The organism is Delftia sp. ASV31 (genome assembly GCF_016428765.1).
In the GTDB taxonomy this organism is placed as follows: Bacteria; Pseudomonadota; Gammaproteobacteria; order Burkholderiales; family Burkholderiaceae_C; genus Comamonas; species Comamonas acidovorans.
Window position 1 is genome coordinate 20257 of sequence record NZ_JAELTK010000045.1, and the last position, 17674, is coordinate 37930.

The 17674-nt window shown below is 65.7% G+C and carries 19 protein-coding genes; 7 read left to right on the forward strand and 12 right to left on the reverse strand.

What is annotated here, in order from left to right; genetic code table 11:
* The first annotated feature begins 102 nt into the window (after positions 1-102).
* Both JHD82_RS16845 and JHD82_RS16850 read left to right on the forward strand, forming a co-directional pair.
* Positions 103-588: a winged helix-turn-helix transcriptional regulator gene (locus JHD82_RS16845; protein WP_012204957.1), complete on the forward strand. Its 486-nt coding sequence runs from the start codon at positions 103-105 to the stop codon at positions 586-588.
* Between the two features lie 332 nt (positions 589-920).
* Positions 921-2150 (forward strand): DUF11 domain-containing protein, encoded by a 1230-nt coding sequence (locus tag JHD82_RS16850; protein ID WP_199137622.1) that lies wholly within the window; start codon positions 921-923, stop codon positions 2148-2150.
* A gap of 24 nt (positions 2151-2174) precedes the next feature.
* On the opposite strand, the gene JHD82_RS16855 is transcribed toward JHD82_RS16850, so the two are convergent.
* From JHD82_RS16855 to JHD82_RS16890, 8 genes are all read right to left on the reverse strand, one after another.
* Entirely contained in the window at positions 2175-2765 is a 591-nt protein-coding gene (locus tag JHD82_RS16855; protein ID WP_065347195.1) for an HD family hydrolase, read from the reverse strand.
* A gap of 52 nt (positions 2766-2817) precedes the next feature.
* Positions 2818-3678 carry a phosphodiesterase gene (locus JHD82_RS16860; RefSeq protein WP_199137624.1) on the reverse strand — a complete coding sequence of 287 codons (861 nt, stop codon included), beginning with the start codon at positions 3676-3678 and terminating at the stop codon, positions 2818-2820.
* On the reverse strand, positions 3665-4726 hold the full coding sequence (locus tag JHD82_RS16865; protein WP_192367897.1) for an ABC transporter ATP-binding protein: 1062 nt from the start codon (positions 4724-4726) through the stop codon (positions 3665-3667). The genes JHD82_RS16860 and JHD82_RS16865 overlap by 14 nt, the downstream gene beginning before the upstream one ends.
* Complete coding sequence (locus JHD82_RS16870; RefSeq protein WP_043783412.1) at positions 4716-5483, reverse strand: ABC transporter permease; 768 nt, start codon at positions 5481-5483, stop codon at positions 4716-4718. The genes JHD82_RS16865 and JHD82_RS16870 overlap by 11 nt, the downstream gene beginning before the upstream one ends.
* Positions 5484-5602: 119 nt before the next feature.
* Complete coding sequence (locus JHD82_RS16875; protein ID WP_046239739.1) at positions 5603-6460, reverse strand: ABC transporter permease; 858 nt, start codon at positions 6458-6460, stop codon at positions 5603-5605.
* Positions 6457-7494, reverse strand: a complete 1038-nt coding sequence (locus JHD82_RS16880; protein WP_012204963.1) for an ABC transporter substrate-binding protein — start codon at positions 7492-7494, stop codon at positions 6457-6459. Before JHD82_RS16880 ends, JHD82_RS16875 begins: the two co-directional genes overlap by 4 nt.
* 79 nt (positions 7495-7573) lie before the next feature.
* Positions 7574-8563: a LacI family DNA-binding transcriptional regulator gene (locus tag JHD82_RS16885; RefSeq protein ID WP_199137626.1), complete on the reverse strand. Its 990-nt coding sequence runs from the start codon at positions 8561-8563 to the stop codon at positions 7574-7576.
* A gap of 87 nt (positions 8564-8650) precedes the next feature.
* Complete coding sequence (locus JHD82_RS16890; protein ID WP_199137628.1) at positions 8651-9541, reverse strand: LysR substrate-binding domain-containing protein; 891 nt, start codon at positions 9539-9541, stop codon at positions 8651-8653.
* Positions 9542-9569: 28 nt separating this feature from the next.
* On the opposite strand from JHD82_RS16890, the gene JHD82_RS16895 reads away from it, so the two are divergent.
* Genes JHD82_RS16895 through hpaH form a run of 3 tightly spaced genes read left to right on the forward strand, consistent with a single transcriptional unit; the run spans position 9570 to position 12465 of the window.
* Positions 9570-10679, forward strand: coding sequence for a tripartite tricarboxylate transporter substrate binding protein (locus tag JHD82_RS16895; protein ID WP_233174770.1), 1110 nt, complete (start codon positions 9570-9572; stop codon positions 10677-10679).
* 18 nt (positions 10680-10697) lie between these two features.
* Complete coding sequence (locus tag JHD82_RS16900; protein ID WP_199137630.1) at positions 10698-11651, forward strand: dioxygenase; 954 nt, start codon at positions 10698-10700, stop codon at positions 11649-11651.
* A 13-nt stretch (positions 11652-11664) separates the two neighbouring features.
* Positions 11665-12465 carry a 2-oxo-hept-4-ene-1,7-dioate hydratase gene (hpaH, locus tag JHD82_RS16905; RefSeq protein WP_012204968.1) on the forward strand — a complete coding sequence of 267 codons (801 nt, stop codon included), beginning with the start codon at positions 11665-11667 and terminating at the stop codon, positions 12463-12465.
* 21 nt (positions 12466-12486) lie between these two features.
* Here the strand turns inward: hpaH and JHD82_RS16910 are convergent, their stop codons facing one another.
* Positions 12487-13284 (reverse strand): nucleotidyltransferase domain-containing protein, encoded by a 798-nt coding sequence (locus JHD82_RS16910; protein WP_199137632.1) that lies wholly within the window; start codon positions 13282-13284, stop codon positions 12487-12489.
* Between the two features lie 169 nt (positions 13285-13453).
* Between JHD82_RS16910 and JHD82_RS16915 the strand changes: the two genes are divergently transcribed.
* Positions 13454-14842 carry a GntP family permease gene (locus tag JHD82_RS16915; protein ID WP_012204970.1) on the forward strand — a complete coding sequence of 463 codons (1389 nt, stop codon included), beginning with the start codon at positions 13454-13456 and terminating at the stop codon, positions 14840-14842.
* Positions 14843-15355: 513 nt separating this feature from the next.
* Entirely contained in the window at positions 15356-15619 is a 264-nt protein-coding gene (gene infA, locus JHD82_RS16920) for a translation initiation factor IF-1 (RefSeq protein ID WP_012204971.1), read from the forward strand.
* 169 nt (positions 15620-15788) lie between these two features.
* On the opposite strand, the gene JHD82_RS16925 is transcribed toward infA, so the two are convergent.
* The 3 genes from JHD82_RS16925 to JHD82_RS16935 form a co-directional block, all read right to left on the reverse strand.
* Positions 15789-16103, reverse strand: a complete 315-nt coding sequence (locus tag JHD82_RS16925) for a pentapeptide MXKDX repeat protein (protein WP_012204972.1) — start codon at positions 16101-16103, stop codon at positions 15789-15791.
* A gap of 105 nt (positions 16104-16208) precedes the next feature.
* Positions 16209-17000 carry a molybdopterin-dependent oxidoreductase gene (locus JHD82_RS16930; protein ID WP_012204973.1) on the reverse strand — a complete coding sequence of 264 codons (792 nt, stop codon included), beginning with the start codon at positions 16998-17000 and terminating at the stop codon, positions 16209-16211.
* Positions 16997-17650, reverse strand: a complete 654-nt coding sequence (locus JHD82_RS16935; RefSeq protein ID WP_034392405.1) for a cytochrome b/b6 domain-containing protein — start codon at positions 17648-17650, stop codon at positions 16997-16999. Before JHD82_RS16935 ends, JHD82_RS16930 begins: the two co-directional genes overlap by 4 nt.
* Positions 17651-17674: the final 24 nt, after the last annotated feature.

A 17674-nucleotide genomic window follows, 5' to 3' on the forward strand; every position in this document is an offset into this window, starting at 1 on the left:
CAGGTCAACAAGATGAAATCAAAGTCTATTGACGATGAGGCAGTGGAAACCACTGAAATATTGCTACTCTCCAGTGATTGATAAGCCCCGGGAATCGCCGCCATGGCCGCCAAAAGTGAAAACCGCGTGCTCGACCGCACCGATCGCAAGATCCTCGACATCCTGCAGCGGGACGGCCGCATCTCCATGACCGAACTGGCCGAGCAGGTCAGCCTCTCGGCCACGCCCTGCTCGGAGCGCGTGCGCCGCCTGGAGCGCGATGGCGTGATCACGGGCTACCACGCCCACCTCTCGCCCGAGGCGCTGGGCAAGACGCTGCTGGTGTTCGTGGAGATCAAGCTCTCGTCCAAGTCGGGCGAGGTCTTTGACAAGGTGCGCCAGGAACTGCTGCACGTGCCCGACGTGCTGGAGTGCTTCCTGGTCTCGGGCAGCTTCGACTACCTGGTCAAGGCCCGCCTGGGCGGCATGCGCGAGTACCGCCGCCTGCTGGGCGACATCCTCAAGAAACTGCCCGTGCCGGCCGAGTCGCACAGCTATGTGGTGATGGAAGAGGTCAAGGAGACGCTGGCGCTGCCTGTGGACCGGTGAGGGTGCCGTCCTCGGCGTTCCAGGTTCGCATCTACCGCCATTCATCACTGTCATTTACTGTTTGAAACGTTTGTCGCAATAGATTCGATTCAAATTGGGTATTGTGCATTCCAATCAAAAAAGATATTGGGGGTAGATGGGGTGTTATGCAGTTCGGCATTCATCCGCGTTCTCCGTTGAAAAGTAGGCAGGACGACAACCTGGAGTTCAATTTCCGATGGCGGGATTGCAAATATTTGTCATTGGATGGCAGCTGTAGGGGATTGGTGATTTTTAAAGTTCAATACCGGTGATACCTTGATAGCGTAAATCTATCTATCACTGGGAGTTCTATGAAAAATCACGCCCTCATGGCTGCCTTGATGGCCGGCGCAGCACTCTCGGCCTGCCCCCCCGCCAGCGCCCAAGCGACGCGTTACTACGGGGAGATGAGAACCTCCTACTCGGATTTCCAGGATCGCACGGCTTGTCCCCTGGGGTCTCACGGCTCATGCCAGGATTTTCCGAGGACCGCCCGCCTGGCCGGCTGGTTTGAAACGGCCGCACCCTTGCAGCCCGACCTGGACGAGAGCGAAATAAGGGCGCTGGTGACTTCCTATAGTTTCTCGGACGGATTGAACACCTACAGCAGTTCCGATCCGGATGTGCGCGCATTCATATTCAGGGTTTCCACGGATAGTGGGTCCAATATCGTGAAAAACAGAATCCACCTTCAACGCTGGCTGACGGGAAACAATCCGCACCGCTCCATCAATGAAATGGGCCCGGGTGGATCTCCCAATGATGTGGATATGCTCAGCCGGTTTGAAATGGCCACAGAACAGGTGGGTGCCATGAACAACGCGATGTGCGCTTCCTTGTTCTCGGAAACATCCCTGCAGGTCAGTTATTCGGGTGAGAGCGACACCTGTTTGGGAACCTATGAGATACCCGGCAACGGCGTGTCAGTTGCGTGGACCGGGGCGCCCGTGCAAAACCAGAACGTCATGTCCTGGCACAGGGAGGCCGTGCATCCTGCCCTGTCGTTGACCCATAGCATCTCGCCCGCAGGCCAGGTGCAGGCGGGGCAGGAGGTGCGCTACACCATCACCGTCAGGAATACGGGGACCGTGGCCGCCACCCAGGCGCAGATTGCCGACAGCCTGCCTGCCGGACTGGAGCGCGCCACCTGGATCTGTACGCCCGGCGCCGGCACGCCATGTCCCGTGGCGTCAGGCTCCGGATCGCTGGCGGTCACGGTGCCCGTGTTCGCGGCAGGAGACTCGCTGGTTTTCACCGTGATGGCCAGCGTGGCCAACCCGGCGCCCGCAACCATTACCAATGTGGCCACCGTGAATGCCGGGGACCCGTCGGTGCAGTGCATGCAGGCAGGGCAGGTCGTGGGAACGGTGCCGTGCATGGCTTCCGCGTCCATCAATACGGTGGCAGCTTTCCCCGGCGGTGGCCAGATGACCCCCGTGCCGACGCTGCAGCACACAGCCCTTGTAGCCCTGAGCCTGCTGGCCGCAGCCATCGGATGGATGGGGCTGGGGCGGCGCCAGCGGGTCGGCGCGGGCCGCTGACGCGGCCAGGGCGCGCCGGCGCAGCTAGGTCGCGCTGGCGTCCTGCGCGGCGGCGCCCATTTTCTGGCGCGTGTCCTCGTCGAGCAGGCTGCGTACCTGGGCGAACAGAGGATCGGCGCCCGTGTACTTCCTGCCGTAGCCCAGGTTGAAGCCGTAGTCGAAATCCTGCGGGTTGATCCCCTGGTTGTGCTGCAGGATGGTCTCCAGCTTGTCCAGGGCCTTGACGGCGCGGGCCTCGGGGGTGGCGGCGTCTTCGTACTCCTGCCACAGGGCCATGATGGCGTCGCGGTGCTCGGGTTGCAGCGAGCGGGTCAGGTGCAGCAGGTCGGCCTTTTCCTGCGCGCTCTTGTCGGGGTGCTGGTTCTTTTCCACGGCGGGGATGTCGCCGTGGATGGCCTCGCCCAGGTCGTGGATCACGCACAGTTTGAGCAGCTTGAGCATGTCCAGCTGTGCGAATTGGTCCTCGAAGGCGATGGCCATCAGGCACAGGCGCCAGCTGTGCTCTGCCGTGCTTTCGGTGCGGCCTGTGGAGGTGTGGGCGCTGCGCAGCACGCTCTTGAGTTTTTCGGCCTCGCGCAGGAAGTCCAGGCGGCCCTTGATGTTGGCTGTATCCATGGCGGATATTCTCCCCGGCTTTCGCCGGGGCGGGGTTTGTGCATCCTCGTGCTCAGTCGATCAACCGCCCGTCCGCACCCCAGAACGGGTGCGGCCCGTCGAATTGCCCGCTCGCCACGGCATGGCTGACCAGCCGGCCGCCGTGCGGCAGGGCGTGCAGCATGAAGCCGGGCGGCTCCAGCGTCCAGGCCGATGCCGCATCGGGCGCCAGGTCCAGGCAGACCTGGTGGGCGGGCGCGGGCGAGGTCATGGCCACCGTGCCGCCGAAGCCGACCTGGATGCTGCGGTGCAGGTGGCCGCAGATGACGCGCTGCACGTTGGGGTGGCGGCGCACCAGGTCTTCGAGTGCCTGGGCACCCTGCAGCAGGCCGATCTTGTCCATGTGGCCTATCAGGGTCTCGAAGGGCGGGTGGTGCATGGCGATGACCACCGGGCGGCCCTCGCTGGCGGCCAGCTGCAGCTCCAGCCATTGCAGGCGTTCCTCGCACAAGGCGCCCTCGCTGTGGCCGGGCACCACGGTGTCCAGCGCGATCAGCCGCAGATCGCCGATGTCCACCGCGTACTGGATGAAGCCTTCGCTGCGCAGCCAGGTGTGCTCGGGAAAGGCGGTGCGCAGCGCGTCGCGGTCATCGTGGTTGCCGGGCAGCAGGTAGATGGGAAGCGTGCCCAGCGGCGCCAGCAGGCGGCGCAGGTGGGCGTATTCGGCGGGCCGGCCGAAGTCGGTCAGGTCGCCCGTGATCACGACGGCGTGCGGCTGCTGCGGCAGGGCCAGCACGCTTTGCACCGTGCGCTCCAGATATTGGGCGGTATCGATGCGGCGGTAGGTCAGGCGGCCGGGTTCGCGGATGTGCAGGTCGGTGAGCTGGGCCAGGAAGGTGGTCATTGAGGGGCGCAGGGTTTCAGGCGTGGGCATGGTTGGGCATCCATTGGTGGGGGGCGATGCGCAAGGCCACGCGGTCGCCCGATTGCGCGGCGTGGTCGCGGGCCACGTCGGCCATCAGCGGCGTGTGGCCCGCCAGCTCCAGCGTGAGCTGCAGGCGGTCGCCCAGGAAGACGCGGCGCGCCACCGATGCCGGCACGCCGCCCGGCGTGCCGGCGGCGCAGACCTCGATGTCTTCAGGGCGCAGCAGCAGCCGGGCCGCGCCCGTGCATTCGGCCGGGCAGGCCAGCTCCATGCCGGCCAGCGCCAGCCGGTTGCTGCGCGCATCGTCTTCGCTGCGTTCGACCTGGTTCACGCGTCCCAGGAAGGTGGCGACAAAGGGATGGGCCGGTCGGCGGTACAGGCTCTCACCGTCGCCCACCTGCAGGATGCGGCCTGCCTGCATGACGGCCATGCGGTCGGCAATGGCCATGGCCTCCTGCTGGTCGTGCGTGACGTGGACGGCGGTGATGCGCAGCTGGCGCAGCAGCTGGGCCAGCTCGTCGCGCAGGGTTTCCTTGAGCTTGGCGTCCAGTGCGGTCAGCGGCTCGTCCAGCAGCAGCACGCGCGGGCGCGATGCCACGGCGCGGGCCAGGGCCACGCGCTGGCGCTGGCCGCCGGACAGTTCGGCCGGGCGCTTGTGCTCCAGGCCGTTCAGGCGCACCAGATCCACCAGTTCGCCCACCACGCGGCGCTGCTCCTGCTCGGATACGCCGCGTATGCGCAGGCCGTAGGCTATGTTGGCCTGCACGCTCATCTGCGGGAATAGCGCGTAGTGCTGGAACACCATGCCCACCTGGCGCTTTTCTATGGGCACGCGGGTGACGTCGGTGTCGCCGAAGGCGATGCGGCTGCCCGCATCCGGCGTCTCCAGCCCCGCGATGATGCGCAGCAGCGTGGTCTTGCCGCAGCCCGAGGGGCCCAGCAGGGCCAGCACCTCGCCGGGCTCCACGCGCAGGTCGGTGGCCTGCAGGCCGCGGGTGCCGTCGGCATAGGTCTTGGCACACTGCCGGATGTCGATGGCGACGCTGTTACTTTCCATAATGCTTCTCGATGAAATGCCCCAGCGCCTGCAGCAGCCACATCACGGGCAGGATGACGATGAGGAAGATGAGGGTGTAGGCCGAGCCCACCTCGATGCGCATGGACGCATAGCTGTCGGCCAGGCCCACGGGCAGGGTGCGCGTCAGCGGCGTGTGCAGCATCCAGGTCAGGTTGAACTCGCCCATGGACAGGGTGAACACCATCAGGCAGGCGGCCACGATGGCGGGCAGCACGGCAGGCACCAGCACGCCCAGGAAGCGCTGCGTGAACGAGGCGCCCAGGCTGCGCGCAGCCTCCTCCAGCGCCACCAGCTCCTGGCGGCGCAGCGCCGAGCCCACCATGCGCACCATGAAGGGCAGGGTGAACACCACATGGCCCACCAGGATGAAGGCAAAGCTCTGGCGGAAGGCGGCCACGCTGCCATAGGCCAGCAGCAGGGCCAGGGCGCTGGCCAGGCCCGGAATGGCCACGGGCAGGGTCAGCAGCTCCTCGAAATGCCGGGCCCAGGGCGAGCGGCTGCGCGCCAGCGCATAGGCGCAGGGCACGCCCAGCACCAAGGTCATGGCCACGCAGGCGCAGGCCAGCAGCAGCGACATCAGCACGGTATTGCCGTAGCCGGCCCAGACCTCGGCCAGCCAGCGCGTGGTCAAGCCACTGGCCAGGCCCTGGCCGTAGTTCTGCACCAGCCCGGCTAGCACCGACAGCAGCATGGGCGCCAGCATGAACACGGTGACTGTGGCCGTCACCAGCCACATCAGCGGCGGCATTTTTGGCCGCCGGGCCGCCCCAAGGCAAAAAGCGGCCCCTTCGGGGGGCAGCGGACCTTGCGCTGCAAGGGCAGCGTGGGGGTTATTTTTTTGTGTGGTCCGCATGTTCAGACTCCTGTGGCGGCCGGGCCCGCCCAGCGCCGCGACAGCCACAGCACCAGCCAGGTGATCAGCCCCAGGCTGATCGACAGGCTGGCGGCCAGGGCGAAGTTGGCGTAGTTGGTGAACTCGTTGTAGATGGTGATGGGCAGCACCTCGAACTTGCTCGACAGCGTGAAGGCCGTGCCGAAGGCGCCGACCGACGTGGCGAACACGATGGCGCCGCAGGCCAGCGTGGTGGGCAGCAGCTGCGGCCACCACACATCGCGCGCCACGCGCCAGCCATTGCCGCCCAGCGAGCGCGCGGCCTCTTCCAGGTGCGGGTCCAGCGCCTCGGCCGCTGCCGTGTAGGAGGCAATGGCGCGCGGCAGCGAGAAATACAGGTAGCCCAGGAACAGGCCCAGCAGCCCGTAGGCGAAGGTGATCCGCTCGCCGCCCAGGGCCACCGACAGATCGGCCAGCGCGCCCTGGCGCCCGCCCAGCAGGATGATGAAAAAGCCGATGATCACGCCCGGAAACGACAGCGGTAGCGTCAGCAGCGACAGCAGCAGGCCGCGCCCCGTGAAGCGGTGGCGCGCCAGCGCAATGCCCATCACCGCGCCGATCAGCAGCGTGGCCAGGGTCACGGCCAGCGACAGGGCCAGCGTCTGCAGCAGGCTTTGCAGGTACAGCGCGTCGGTCAGCGTGGCGAAGTAGGTGCGCCAGCCTTCACGCGCCGGCAGCGCCAGCAGCAGGCCGGCCGGCAGCAGCCAGAACGCGGCGAAGAAGGCCACGGCCGGCGCGCTGCAGGCCAGCAGCAGCGCGCGGGCGCGCCAGTCGCCTGGCGCTTGGGAGGGAATGCCCACGATGCAGTCCGCCCGGCTCAACGCACTTCACGCAGGTAGCGCGTGGAGAAGCCCTTTTGCACATCGGCCATCTTCTGGTAGTCCACCGAGGTGGCGCGTGCGTACTCGCTGGCGGGCAGGAAATGGCCGGCCACCTCCTTGGGCAGGGCCACGTCGCGCACGGGGCGCAGGTAGGCGTTGGCCCAGATGGACTGGCCCTTGTCGGACAGCACATAGTCCAGCACCTTCTTGCCGTTGTCCGTGTGCGGCGCCTTGTTCACCAGGCTCATCACATAGGGCATGACCACGGTGCCTTCCTTGGGGATCACGAAGTCCACGTCGGCCTTGTCCTTGTAGCGGGCGCGGTAGGCGTTGAAGTCGTAGTCCAGCAGGATGCCGATCTCGCCCGACAGCAGGCGTGCATACGAGGTCTGCTTGGGCACGATGGGCTCGTTCTTCTGCAGCTTCTTGAAGTAGTCGATGGCGGGCTGGAAGTTGTCCAGCGTGCCGCCCATGGCCTGGTTCACGGCCACGGCGCCCACATAGCCCACGAAGGCCGAGGCCGGGTCCAGGTAGCCGACCAGGCCCTTGTATTCGGGCTTGAGCAGGTCTGCCCAGGACTGCGGCACGGGCTTGCCGCCCAACGCCGCCTTGTTGACCATGAAGCCCAGCGTGCCCGAGTGGATGGTCACCCACTCGCCCTTGGGGTCCTTGAGGCCGGCGGGAATCTGGTCCCAGTTGGCGGGCTTGTAGGCGGCGACCACGCCGTCTTTCTGCGCCTGGATGGCGAAGGTCACGCCCAGGTAGGTCACATCGGCCACGGGGCTGGCCTTCTCGGCCACCAGCTGGGCCAGCGACTGGCCGGAGTTCTTGTTGTCGGGCGGCACGGTGATGCCGGTATCGGCCTTGATGGCCTTGATCTGCGTGCCCCAGTCGGCCCATTCGGGCGGGCAGTTGTAGCAGATGGCGCTTTGGGCCAGGGCCGTGCCGCAGACGGCGGTGGTGGCGGCCAGCAGGGCCAGGCGCTTGAAGGAGGGCTTGAAGGAGAGCTTGAAGGGGAGGGCAGTCAGTTTCATGGTGCGTACTCGAAGAGGTTGGGAAGCGTGGGGAAGGGAAGGGCGCGGCCTTGGCTTGCGCGGGCCGCTGTTGCTGGTTTCAGAGCCGGCAGGACTCGCCGCTGCGCCAGCCATGCGGCAGGCACAGGCTGTCTTGCGCGGCCAGGGTTTTCTTGCCCGCCAGCGCATCGCACAGCAAGCGCACGCAGGCCGAGCCGATCTCGTGGTTGGGTTGGGAAATCGAGGCCAGCGAAGGCGTGAGATCGCCCGCCATGGCAATCCCGTCAAAGCCGACCACGCTGAGGTCCGCAGGCACGCGGAACCCGGCCAGCGATGCCGCGCGGATGGTGCGTATCGCCAGCAGATCGTTGCTGCAGACAATGGCCGTGGGCGGGGCCTGCTCGCTCAGGTGCTGCTGCAGCATCTGCACGGCCGTGGCGGCAAAGGGCACCTCCCAGACCGGCAGCGGCGACAGGCCTGCGGCCTGCATGCCCAGCGCATAGCCACGGCAGCGCTGCTGGGCGCGGTCGGACGCGCGCAACTGGCCCGTGACCATGCCGATGCGGCTGTGGCCTGCCGCAGCCAGGCGCAGCACCAGTTCCCTGACGGCGCCCGTGTTGTCCACGCCCACGCAGGCATGCTCATGGGTGTGGTGATAGGCCAGCACATAGGGCTTGCCGGCCTGGCGCACACGCGCCAGCGCCGCCGAATCGCCAGGGTTGGAGACCACCAGCACCAGCGCATCCACCCCGCTGGCCAGCAGCCGCGTGGTGGCCGCGTCTTCACCGGCGTGGTCGTATTCGGTGGTACAGGGCGAAATCGCATAGCCGCGCAGCGCCGCCTGCGAGGCAATGCCCTGCAGGCACTCGGCAAACACCGGATTGGTGAGCGTGGGCAGCACCACGCCCAGCACCTTGCTGCTGCGCGTGCGCAGCGTGCGGGCGCTGGCATTGGCCACATAGCCCACTTCCTGCGCCACGCGCAGCACCGTGCTGCGCGTTTGCGCATTGACCACCTCCGGCGAATTGAAAACCCGCGAAACAGTGGCGACGGACAGGCCCGCGCGGCGTGCAACCTCGGTGATGCTCATGGATGTAAACGATTTCTTGAAAACGTTTACATTGCACCCGCTGCGCGTGACAGGGAGGTGACGAAGGTTTGAAGCTTTTGTGGCAGTTCAGGCGCTGCCCGGGTAGTCTCTGACGACCTCCATGAACGCCGCCAGGAGGGCAGAGGTATCGTCCCGGCGGTGGACGCAGCTCAACTCGATGTCCTTGAGAAAGCGGGAGCGCAGCGGGCGGAAGACGACGCCCGGCAATCTCAGCATGGTTCCCGATTCGGGCGTGATGCACAGCCCCAGGCCTGCGCTGACCAGGGCGATGCAAGTGGTGACGTCCTCCACCTCCTGCATGACCTCGATCTGCACTTTTTCGCGGCGAAACGCTGCCACCACCTCCTGCGCCAGTCCAGCCAGCGGCGTGTTCGGGTACAGGATCATGGGTTGGCGCTCCAGGTCGCGAATGGAAATCCCGGCGCGTGTGCTGAGCGGATGGCTTTCATGCATGCCCACGTACATGGGCTCGCGCAGCACCAGGCGCACGGCCAGGTCGGGCTCGGCCGGGGGCAGCCGGTGAAAGCCCACCTGGATCCGGTGTTCCCGCAAGGCCTGGATCTGCTCGCCCTTGGTCAGGTTGTGAAGCCGGATGCGGACCTCGGGCCGTTGCGTGTGAAAGCTCCCGATCAGGCGAGGGATGACGTTCAGCACCCCCGAGCCGAAGATGCCGATGTCCAGATCACCCAGCAGCCCCTTTCCTGCCCGCAGCGCACGTTCGCGGGCCAGCCGGGCCAGTTCCAGGATGTTCGGAACATCGCGCAAAAGGGAGTGCGCAGCCTCGGTCAGCTCTATGCCCCGGGATGTGCGCACGAACAGTTCCACACCGAGGTCCTCCTCCATCTGGCGCATCTGCCGCGACAGGGGCGGCTGCGCCATGTGCAGTCGCTCGGCCGCACGGCTGACGCTTTGCTCCTGTGCCAGGGCGAGGAAGTAACGCATATGCCGCAGATCCATGGCCATTCCTTTTTTTGGAGATACCTGAATGGTATGGCCGATCGCTGATTCGGTATTGGACAGTATGGGGAGGGCACTCGAGAATGGTTTGCACAACCCCTGCCATCGCAGCCACGACGCATTCAGTAGGAGACAGGCCATGCATTCACTCGTCACGCGGATCGCGCGGATCGCGCGGATCGCGCGGATCATCGGTGTCTGGGCCTGCGCGCTGGTGCCGCTGTGCGGCGCGGCGCAGGCCTTTCCGGACAGGCCTGTCACCCTGGTCCTGGCCTACTCCGCAGGGAGCATCTCCGACGTTCTCGCACGCAGCGTGGCCCAGCAGTTGAGCGCCCGGTGGAAGCAGCCGGTGCTGGTCGACAACCGGCCCGGGGGCAACCAGATCATCGCGGCCAGCCTCGTGGCCAAGGCCGCCGCCGATGGCTACACCCTGCTGCTGTGCGATGACGGCGTCTTCACGCTCAACCCGCATCTGTTCCGCAAGCTGCCCTATTCGCTGGAGGACTTCGCGCCGGTCGCGGATCTTGCGCAGTTGCAGATGGTGCTGTCCAGCGCGAGGCAGGTGCCCGCTGCCAGCATCGCTGAACTGGTGGCCCTTGCCAGGGCCAGGCCGGGCACGCTGAACTATGGCTCGTTCGGCACGGGGAACATCGTCCACCTGGCCATGGATGCGTTTTCCCGGATGGCTGCCATCGAGTTGGTGCACGTACCCTACAAGGGCTATCCCGACGCCATCCGTGATGTTCTGGCCAACCAGGTCCAACTGGTGCTGGGCGGCATTGGCGGGCCGGCGCTTCAGTATTTGAAAAGCGGTGCCATGAGGCCGCTGGCCGTCACGGGTCCATCGCGCAGCCCCTTGCTGCCGGATGTGCCCACCCTGGCCGAAGCAGGCTTTGCGCGGCTCGACCCGCAAGTCAATTTCATCCTCATGGCGCCTGCGGGCACGCCGCCAGCCGTGGTGCGCAAAATCAATGCAGCCGCCGCTGTCATCGTCCGGCAGGAGATTGCGGCCACGGTGCTTGCGCCCAACGGCATGAGACCGCTGGGCGCAAGCCCGGACGCCCTGGCGGCCTCGCTCAGGCAGGGCAGGGCCGCATATGCCGAACTCGTGAAATCGTCTGGCGTCAGGCTGGACTAGAAAATGGAGAAAGTTGCCATGATCATCGAAAAGCAGAGCGACGTGACGGCCGCCGTGCTGGAGCAATTGCAGCAGTCAAGCGATCCCCGCTTCAAGGAGATCATGACCGCCGCAGTCACCCATCTGCACGGCTTCATACGGGACGCCCGCCTGTCGGAGGCGGAGTTCCACCAGGCCTGCGCCCTCATCGCCCGGCTGGGGCAACTGACCACGGCCTCGCACAACGAGGTGGTGCTCATTGCCGGCTCGCTGGGCGTCTCCGCCCTGGTCTGCCTGCTCAACAACGGGGACAACGGCCAGACGGAAACCACGGCCAACCTGATGGGGCCGTTCTGGCGCATGGATTCTCCGCCCACGGAAAACGGCGGCTCCATCGTCCGCTCTCCCACGCCGGGCATGCCCGTGTTCGTGAACGCCTGGGTGCGCGACCGGCAGGGGCGGCCCGTGCCGGATGCCGAAGTCGATGTATGGCATGCGTCGTCCGAGGGCTTCTATGAGAACCAGGACCCGGAGCAGGCCGACATGAACCTGCGCGGCAAGTTCAGGACCGATGCCGCAGGGTGCATCACCTTTCGCACCATCAAGCCCGTGGGCTATCCCATCCCCTTGAGCGGCCCGGTGGGCGCCCTGCTGCGCGCGCAGGGCCGGCACAACATGCGCCCGGCCCACATCCACTTCATGGTCTACAAGCCCGGCTTCAAGACGCAGTTTGCCCAGGTGTATTCCAGTGACGATCCGCACCTGGAGACTGATGTGCAGTTCGGCGTGACGCGGGCGCTGATCGGACAGTACGTTCTTCACTCGGGCGAGTCCCCTCCGGCCGACGACGTGCATGGCGCCTGGTACACGCTGGACCACCATTTCGTGATCGAGCCAGGGGAGGCTCGGCTGCCCAAGCCCCCGATCACCGGCAAGGCCGGCGGGGAGCGCCCGACGCTCACCGTGCTGGAGCGCTGCACAGACACTCACTGAGGAAAGCCCGGAAATGATCGATGCCACCGAACGCCAGGACGCGGCCCATGCGCTGCTGCAGGCAGAACAGAGCCGCCAGCCCATCGCCCAGGTCAGCCGGACCTGGCCGGCCATGGAGATAGCCGATGCCTACGCCGTGCAGCAACTGTGGGCGCAGGCCAAGGTCAAGGCTGGCGCGCGCATCGTGGGCCACAAGATCGGCCTGACCTCGCGCGCCATGCAGATGGCTTCCGGCATGAATGAGCCGGACTACGGCGTGCTGCTGGATCACATGGTCCATGCGGATGGCGCCCGGATATGCGCTTCGCAATTCCACCGGCCCCGCCTGGAGGTGGAGCTTGCCTTTGTCCTGGGCAAGTCCTTGGGCGGCACCCGGCCGGGCGGCAGGCCGGTGACGGTCTATGACGTGCTGGACGCCACGGCCTATGTGACGCCTGCGCTTGAGATCATCGACTACCGCACCGAGGTGCCGCGCAGCATCTGCGACACCATCGCGGACAACGCCGCAGCCGCCGCCATGGTCACGGGAGGGCGCATCGTGCGCCCCATGGACATCGATCTGCGCTGGGTGGCCGCCACCCTGTCCAAGAACGGCGTGATTGAGGAGTCAGGTGTCTCGGCTGCCGTCATGGGCCATCCCGCCCTGGGCATCGTCTGGCTGGCCAACAAGCTCGCGGGCCATGGCATCGCGCTGGAGGCCGGGCACATCCTCCTGGCGGGCTCCTTCACTCGGCCCACGGCTGTCACGGCCGGTGACACCATCCATGCGGACTTTGGACCGCTGGGCTCCATCGGGGTGTCGTTCACGGAATAGGAAATGCCTGCCGTCCAGCCTTCACGGGACCGATGGATCCAGCTCCGATGCCAGCAACTGCTGCTGCCGGTGCAACCATTCCAGAAAGCTGGAAAGCCGGGCACTGAAGAGTGTTTTGGGCATACACGGTGCCCTGGCCTGGATCAGGAAGAAATCGATGGACTCTGCCAATTCCGGGTGGCGCTCTGAAAAACATCCGGCGAACTCCTCCAGCGTGCGCGGCCAGAAGCCCCCTGAGCAGGGGCGCAGCACATTGGTGGCCCGGATCAGCTTGCGTGCAGCTTCGCGTTGCAGGCGCAGGGCCTCCATGTCGTCCCGGGTTGCGGCAATGCGCTGCAGGTAGTGGTTCAGCACCTGCACGTAGTCGCCATTGACGGCCTGTGCAATCGCCCTGGACGGCTCGAACGCCTCAAACTGCCGCGCCAGGTCTTCTCCATGGATGCAGCAGCACTCATGCTTGAGCCAGTAGCCCCAGCTGTAGAGATGGGCCGGGTCCAGCACCTCTTGCCGAGTGCCCAGGTCGAAATCGATCTTCACGACTTCTTTGTGACGTAGTTGCAGGTCCTGGCGCAGTTGCTCCAGCCGGGCGCTCTCCTGTCCACTAAGGGAGCGCACCAGCACCACCGTCAGGTCCAGGTCCGAGAAGCCCGCCCTCGCGCAGCCGCGCGCCACGCTGCCATACAGGTAGAGGCTGTCCAGCGCCTCGCCGAGGTCGCTGGCGATGGCTGCGCGCGCATCCGCCACCAAATCCACAAATTCCGGCTGGATGGGGGCTCTGACAAAGACTTCGAGAGTGCCAGCGGAGCCGAGGTTGTTCATTGGTCTTGCAGTAGTGGAACGGGAGGCACGGCTCTGAGCCAGTCTCCTGCGAACAAGCCCGGAACCTACAGCTCCCCTTCAGGGTCAGGCATAGGATTTGTAGCGATTGGAAACCGCATGCATCCCAGCGTGCGGGCGTCCATCATAAAAACACAACTCCAAGCCTCCTATGTCTTCATTCGATACCCAACTGCTGCTCATCGCGCTGGCCAGCGTGCTGGTCCTGGTCGCGCTGATCGTCTCGCGCATCCGTCTTCATCCCTTGCTGGCGCTGCTGGTGGTTTCCATCGGCGTGGGCTTTGCCACCGGCATGGCGCCGGGCGAGATCGTCAAGAACCTCACCAACGGGGCCGGCAAGACGCTGGGCGCGGTGGGCGTGGTCATTGCCCTGGGCGCCATGCTGGGCAAGATCCTGGCGGACTCCGGCACCACCGAGCGGCTGGCCAGTGCCATCCTGCAGCGCACGTCCGAGCGCATGATTCCCTGGGCCATGACCCTGGTGGCCTTCGTGATCGGCATCCCCATGTTCTTCGAGGTGGGGCTGGTGGTCATGCTGCCGCTGATCTTCAGCGTGGCGCGCAAGCTGGAAAGCAATGAGCGCTTCAAGGGATCGGCCTATGTCTATGTGGGTGTGCCCGTGATTGCCGCGCTGGCCGCCATGCACGGCATGGTGCCGCCGCACCCGGGTCCGCTCACCGCCATTGCCACGCTGCACACCACGGTCGGCCCGACCATGCTGTACGGCTTTCTGGCCGTGATCCCCGCCATGGTGCTGGGCGGCCCGCTGTACGGCGCCTTCATCACGCCGCGCATGAGCACGCGCCCCGATGCAGCCCTGCTGGAGCAGTTCACATCAGGCAAGAAGGAAGGCGGGCAGGGCAGTGCGCCCAGCATCGGCATGGGCGTGCTGTGCGCCTTGCTGCCCGCGCTGCTGATGCTGGTGCATGCGCTGGCCGAGGTGCTTCTGCCCAAGGATTCGGGCCTGCTGCATGCGGCGGCCTTCCTGGGCAATCCGCTGGTGGCCATGCTGCTGGGCGTGGTGTTTGCCTCCATCACCCTGGGCTATCTGCGCGGCGCCGATGCCGAGAAGCTGCGCGACGCGCTGGGCCAGAGCCTCAAGCCCATCGCCGGCATCATGCTCATCATTGCGGGCGGCGGCGCCTTCCAGCAGATCCTGACCAGCGCCAAGGTGGGCGATGCCATCGTCCACATGACCCAGCAGTTCGCCCTGCCTCCGCTGGTGCTGGGCTGGATGATCGCCATGCTGCTGTCGGTGTCCACCGGCTCGGCCACCGTGGGCATCGTGGGCGCGGCGGGCCTGCTGGCGCCGCTGGCGGCCTCCGATCCTTCGCTGAACGTGCCGCTGCTGGCGCTGGCCATCGGCTGCGGCTCGCTGTTCTTCAACTACGCCAACCACGCGGGCTTCTGGATGGTGAAGGAGTCGTTCGGCATGAGCATGGGCGAGGCCACCAAGACGATTACCGTGGTCCAGTCCATCGTGTCCTTTGTGGGCCTGCTGATGGTGTTGCTGTTCAATCTGCTGCCCAAGCTGGGATAGGTGAAAGGCATAAGTGAAAGGCATGAGGCGGGCCGCCTGCGGCCACTTCGATGCCGCGGCAACCACCAAGAGAGGGCACTACTTCCGGTTCGACTGCGAATTGCCCCAGTCGCGACAGGGAAAATGCCGTCCCGTACAGGTGCGGTACCCGGCGCCGCTTCAACGCGCGGCCGGCAATTCACCTATACTGATGGAGGTGCTGTCCTTGTTGTTCGCCTCCTCAGTGCCCGTCTGACACCTTCGCGGTCTCCGGGCTGCCGTTAGCCGCCCACTGTCACAAAGTCTGTGACGAGGTCCGCAACTGTCACACTCAACGGCGAGCACCACGCGAATCCAACCCACCTCCCGGGTCCGCACTCTCCCTGCCACCTGCAGGGTCCTCTTTTCCCTTTTTTCGATGCTCCGCTGCCTGCGTGCAGCGGTCATCCTGCGCTGGCCCAAGGCCGCAGCATGGTGCTGCACCAGCAACTTGCGGCGACGCAACCCTTTCAACATGTACTCACAGGAGTCCCATTGGCTAAAGAAGAACTGATCGAAATGCAAGGCCGGGTAGACGAAGTGCTGCCTGATTCCCGCTTCCGCGTAACGCTGGAAAACGGCCACCAGCTCATCGCCTATACCGGCGGAAAAATGCGCAAGCACCGCATCCGCGTGCTGGCCGGCGACAAGGTGACGCTTGAAATGTCGCCCTATGACCTGAACAAGGGTCGCCTCACGTTCCGCCACATCGAGCAACGCTCCGGCGCACCGGGCCCGCGTCCTCCGCAGCGCCGCTGAAGCCCGCCGGCCCGCTTCTGTTGCAGAGCGGGCATTCGGGGCGCAGGCAGGACCGGGCTCTGTGCCTGGTTGCCTGATCGGCAGCCCCAGGTAGCTTCAGGCAGGCCCAAGCAGCCCCGACGGCCCGACCGCCTGGAGGGCACCAGACGGATCAGGCGAGTCCGTCTGCTTATTTGGACATGGCGTCCTTGCCCATGGAATCCTTCTTCATTCCATCCTTGGACATGCCGTCCTTGTGCATGCCATCCTTGTGCATGCCGTCCTTGGACATCGAGTCCTTCTTCATCCCGTCCTTGGACATGGAGTCTTTCTTCATGCCGTCCTTGGCCATGGAGTCCTTCTTCATTCCATCCTTGGACATCGAATCCTTGGACATGGCTCCGTTGGACATGCCGTCCTTCGCCATCTCATCCGCAGCGAATGCCGTGGTGGCGCCAGCCAGGGCGAGGCAGGTGGCGAGCAGGGTGGTGGTGAGCTTGGTCATTTGAGTCTTCCTTTGGATTAGCGGTTTGCGGGATTGCAAATCGGCCGGCTTTGGATGGGCCCGGCCTCGCACCTTCGTTGGCGGCCCAGCGGCTTGGAAGGCCGCTCAGCTGCCTCCGAACCAGTTGTAGCCCTGGTCTTCCCAGTAGCCGCCGGAGTAGGTGTTGGTGACGAACATGGCCTGGATGTGCTTCGGGTTCTTGTAGCCCAGCTTGGTGGGCATGCGCAGCTTCATCGGAAAGCCATATTTGGGCGGCAGGGGCTGCCCGTCGTAAGTCAATGCCATCAGCGTCTGCGGATGCAGGGCCGTGGCCATGTCGATGCTGGTGAAGTAGTCGTCAACGCACTTGAAGCCGACGTACTTGGCACTGGTGTCGGCGCCTATGTGGCGCAGGAAATCGGCAAAGCGCACGCCGCCCCAGCGGCCTATGGCGCTCCAGCCTTCCACGCAGATATGGCGCGTGATCTGTTCGTCCTGCGGCATGGCGCGCAGCTCGGCCAGGGTCCAGGCGTGGCGGTCGGCGACCATGCCGGTCACCTCCAGGCGCCAGCTGGCCCCGTCCACCTCGCGCACCTCGTCCTCGCCGTAGTAGGCATTGAAGGGGAAGGGGCGCGTGATCTCGGCTGCGGAATAGGTGGGCGCCAGCCGCGTGGGGCTGAAGAGCAGGCCCTGCATGCGGTCGTTGAAGCGCGATACTTGGCTGAGCGCGGCCTCGACGTGGCTGTCATCGCTGATGCTGCAGCCCGTGAGCAGGGACAGGCCGCCCAGCGTCAGCGAGCGCTGCAAGAAGGCGCGGCGTGCGGGCTGGTCCAGCTTGCGGACGATCAGCGAGCGTGCCTCGCGCACCACGGCCTCGCCATCGACGCCGGGCAGGGAAGGGACTTTGAAGATTTTCATGGTGACTTGGGCGCACGGCCGTGGATCATGGTCAGGAAGGTCCGGGGCACCAGGGCGACCATTGCCAGGTGCACGACCACGAAGGCCACCAGCGCGGACATGCCGAAGAAGTGCACGCGCCTTGCGGACTCATAGCCGCCCAGCAACTCGCGCAGCAGCGGGAACTGCACCGACTTCCACAGCACCAGGCCCGACAGCACGATCACCACCAGGTCCAGCACCACGAACAGGTAGGCCAGCTTTTGCACATGGTTGTAGCGGGCCGGGTCGGCGTGCGAGAGCCGGCCCTTGAGGGCGGCCACCAGGTCCTGGCGCACGCCTTGCACGCTGACGGGAAAGAACTTGCGCAGCCACCGGCCGCTGGCGATATTGAGCAGCAGGTACAGCAGCCCGTTGAACACCAGCAGCCACATGGCCGCGAAGTGCCATTGCAGCGCCCCGCCCAGCCAGCCGCCCAGCGTGATCGAGCCCGGAAAGCTGAAATCAAAGAACGGCGCCGCGTTGTAGATGCGCCAGCCGCTGGTCACCAGGATGACCACGGCCAGCGCATTGAGCCAATGCGTGAGGCGCAGCCACAGCGGGTGGATGCGCTGGCCATCCTTGGGCTGTGCCGGTTGGGGGGTGATGAGGGCGGTGTTCATGGGTCCCATTGTTGGAGGGACCCTGTAGCGGAT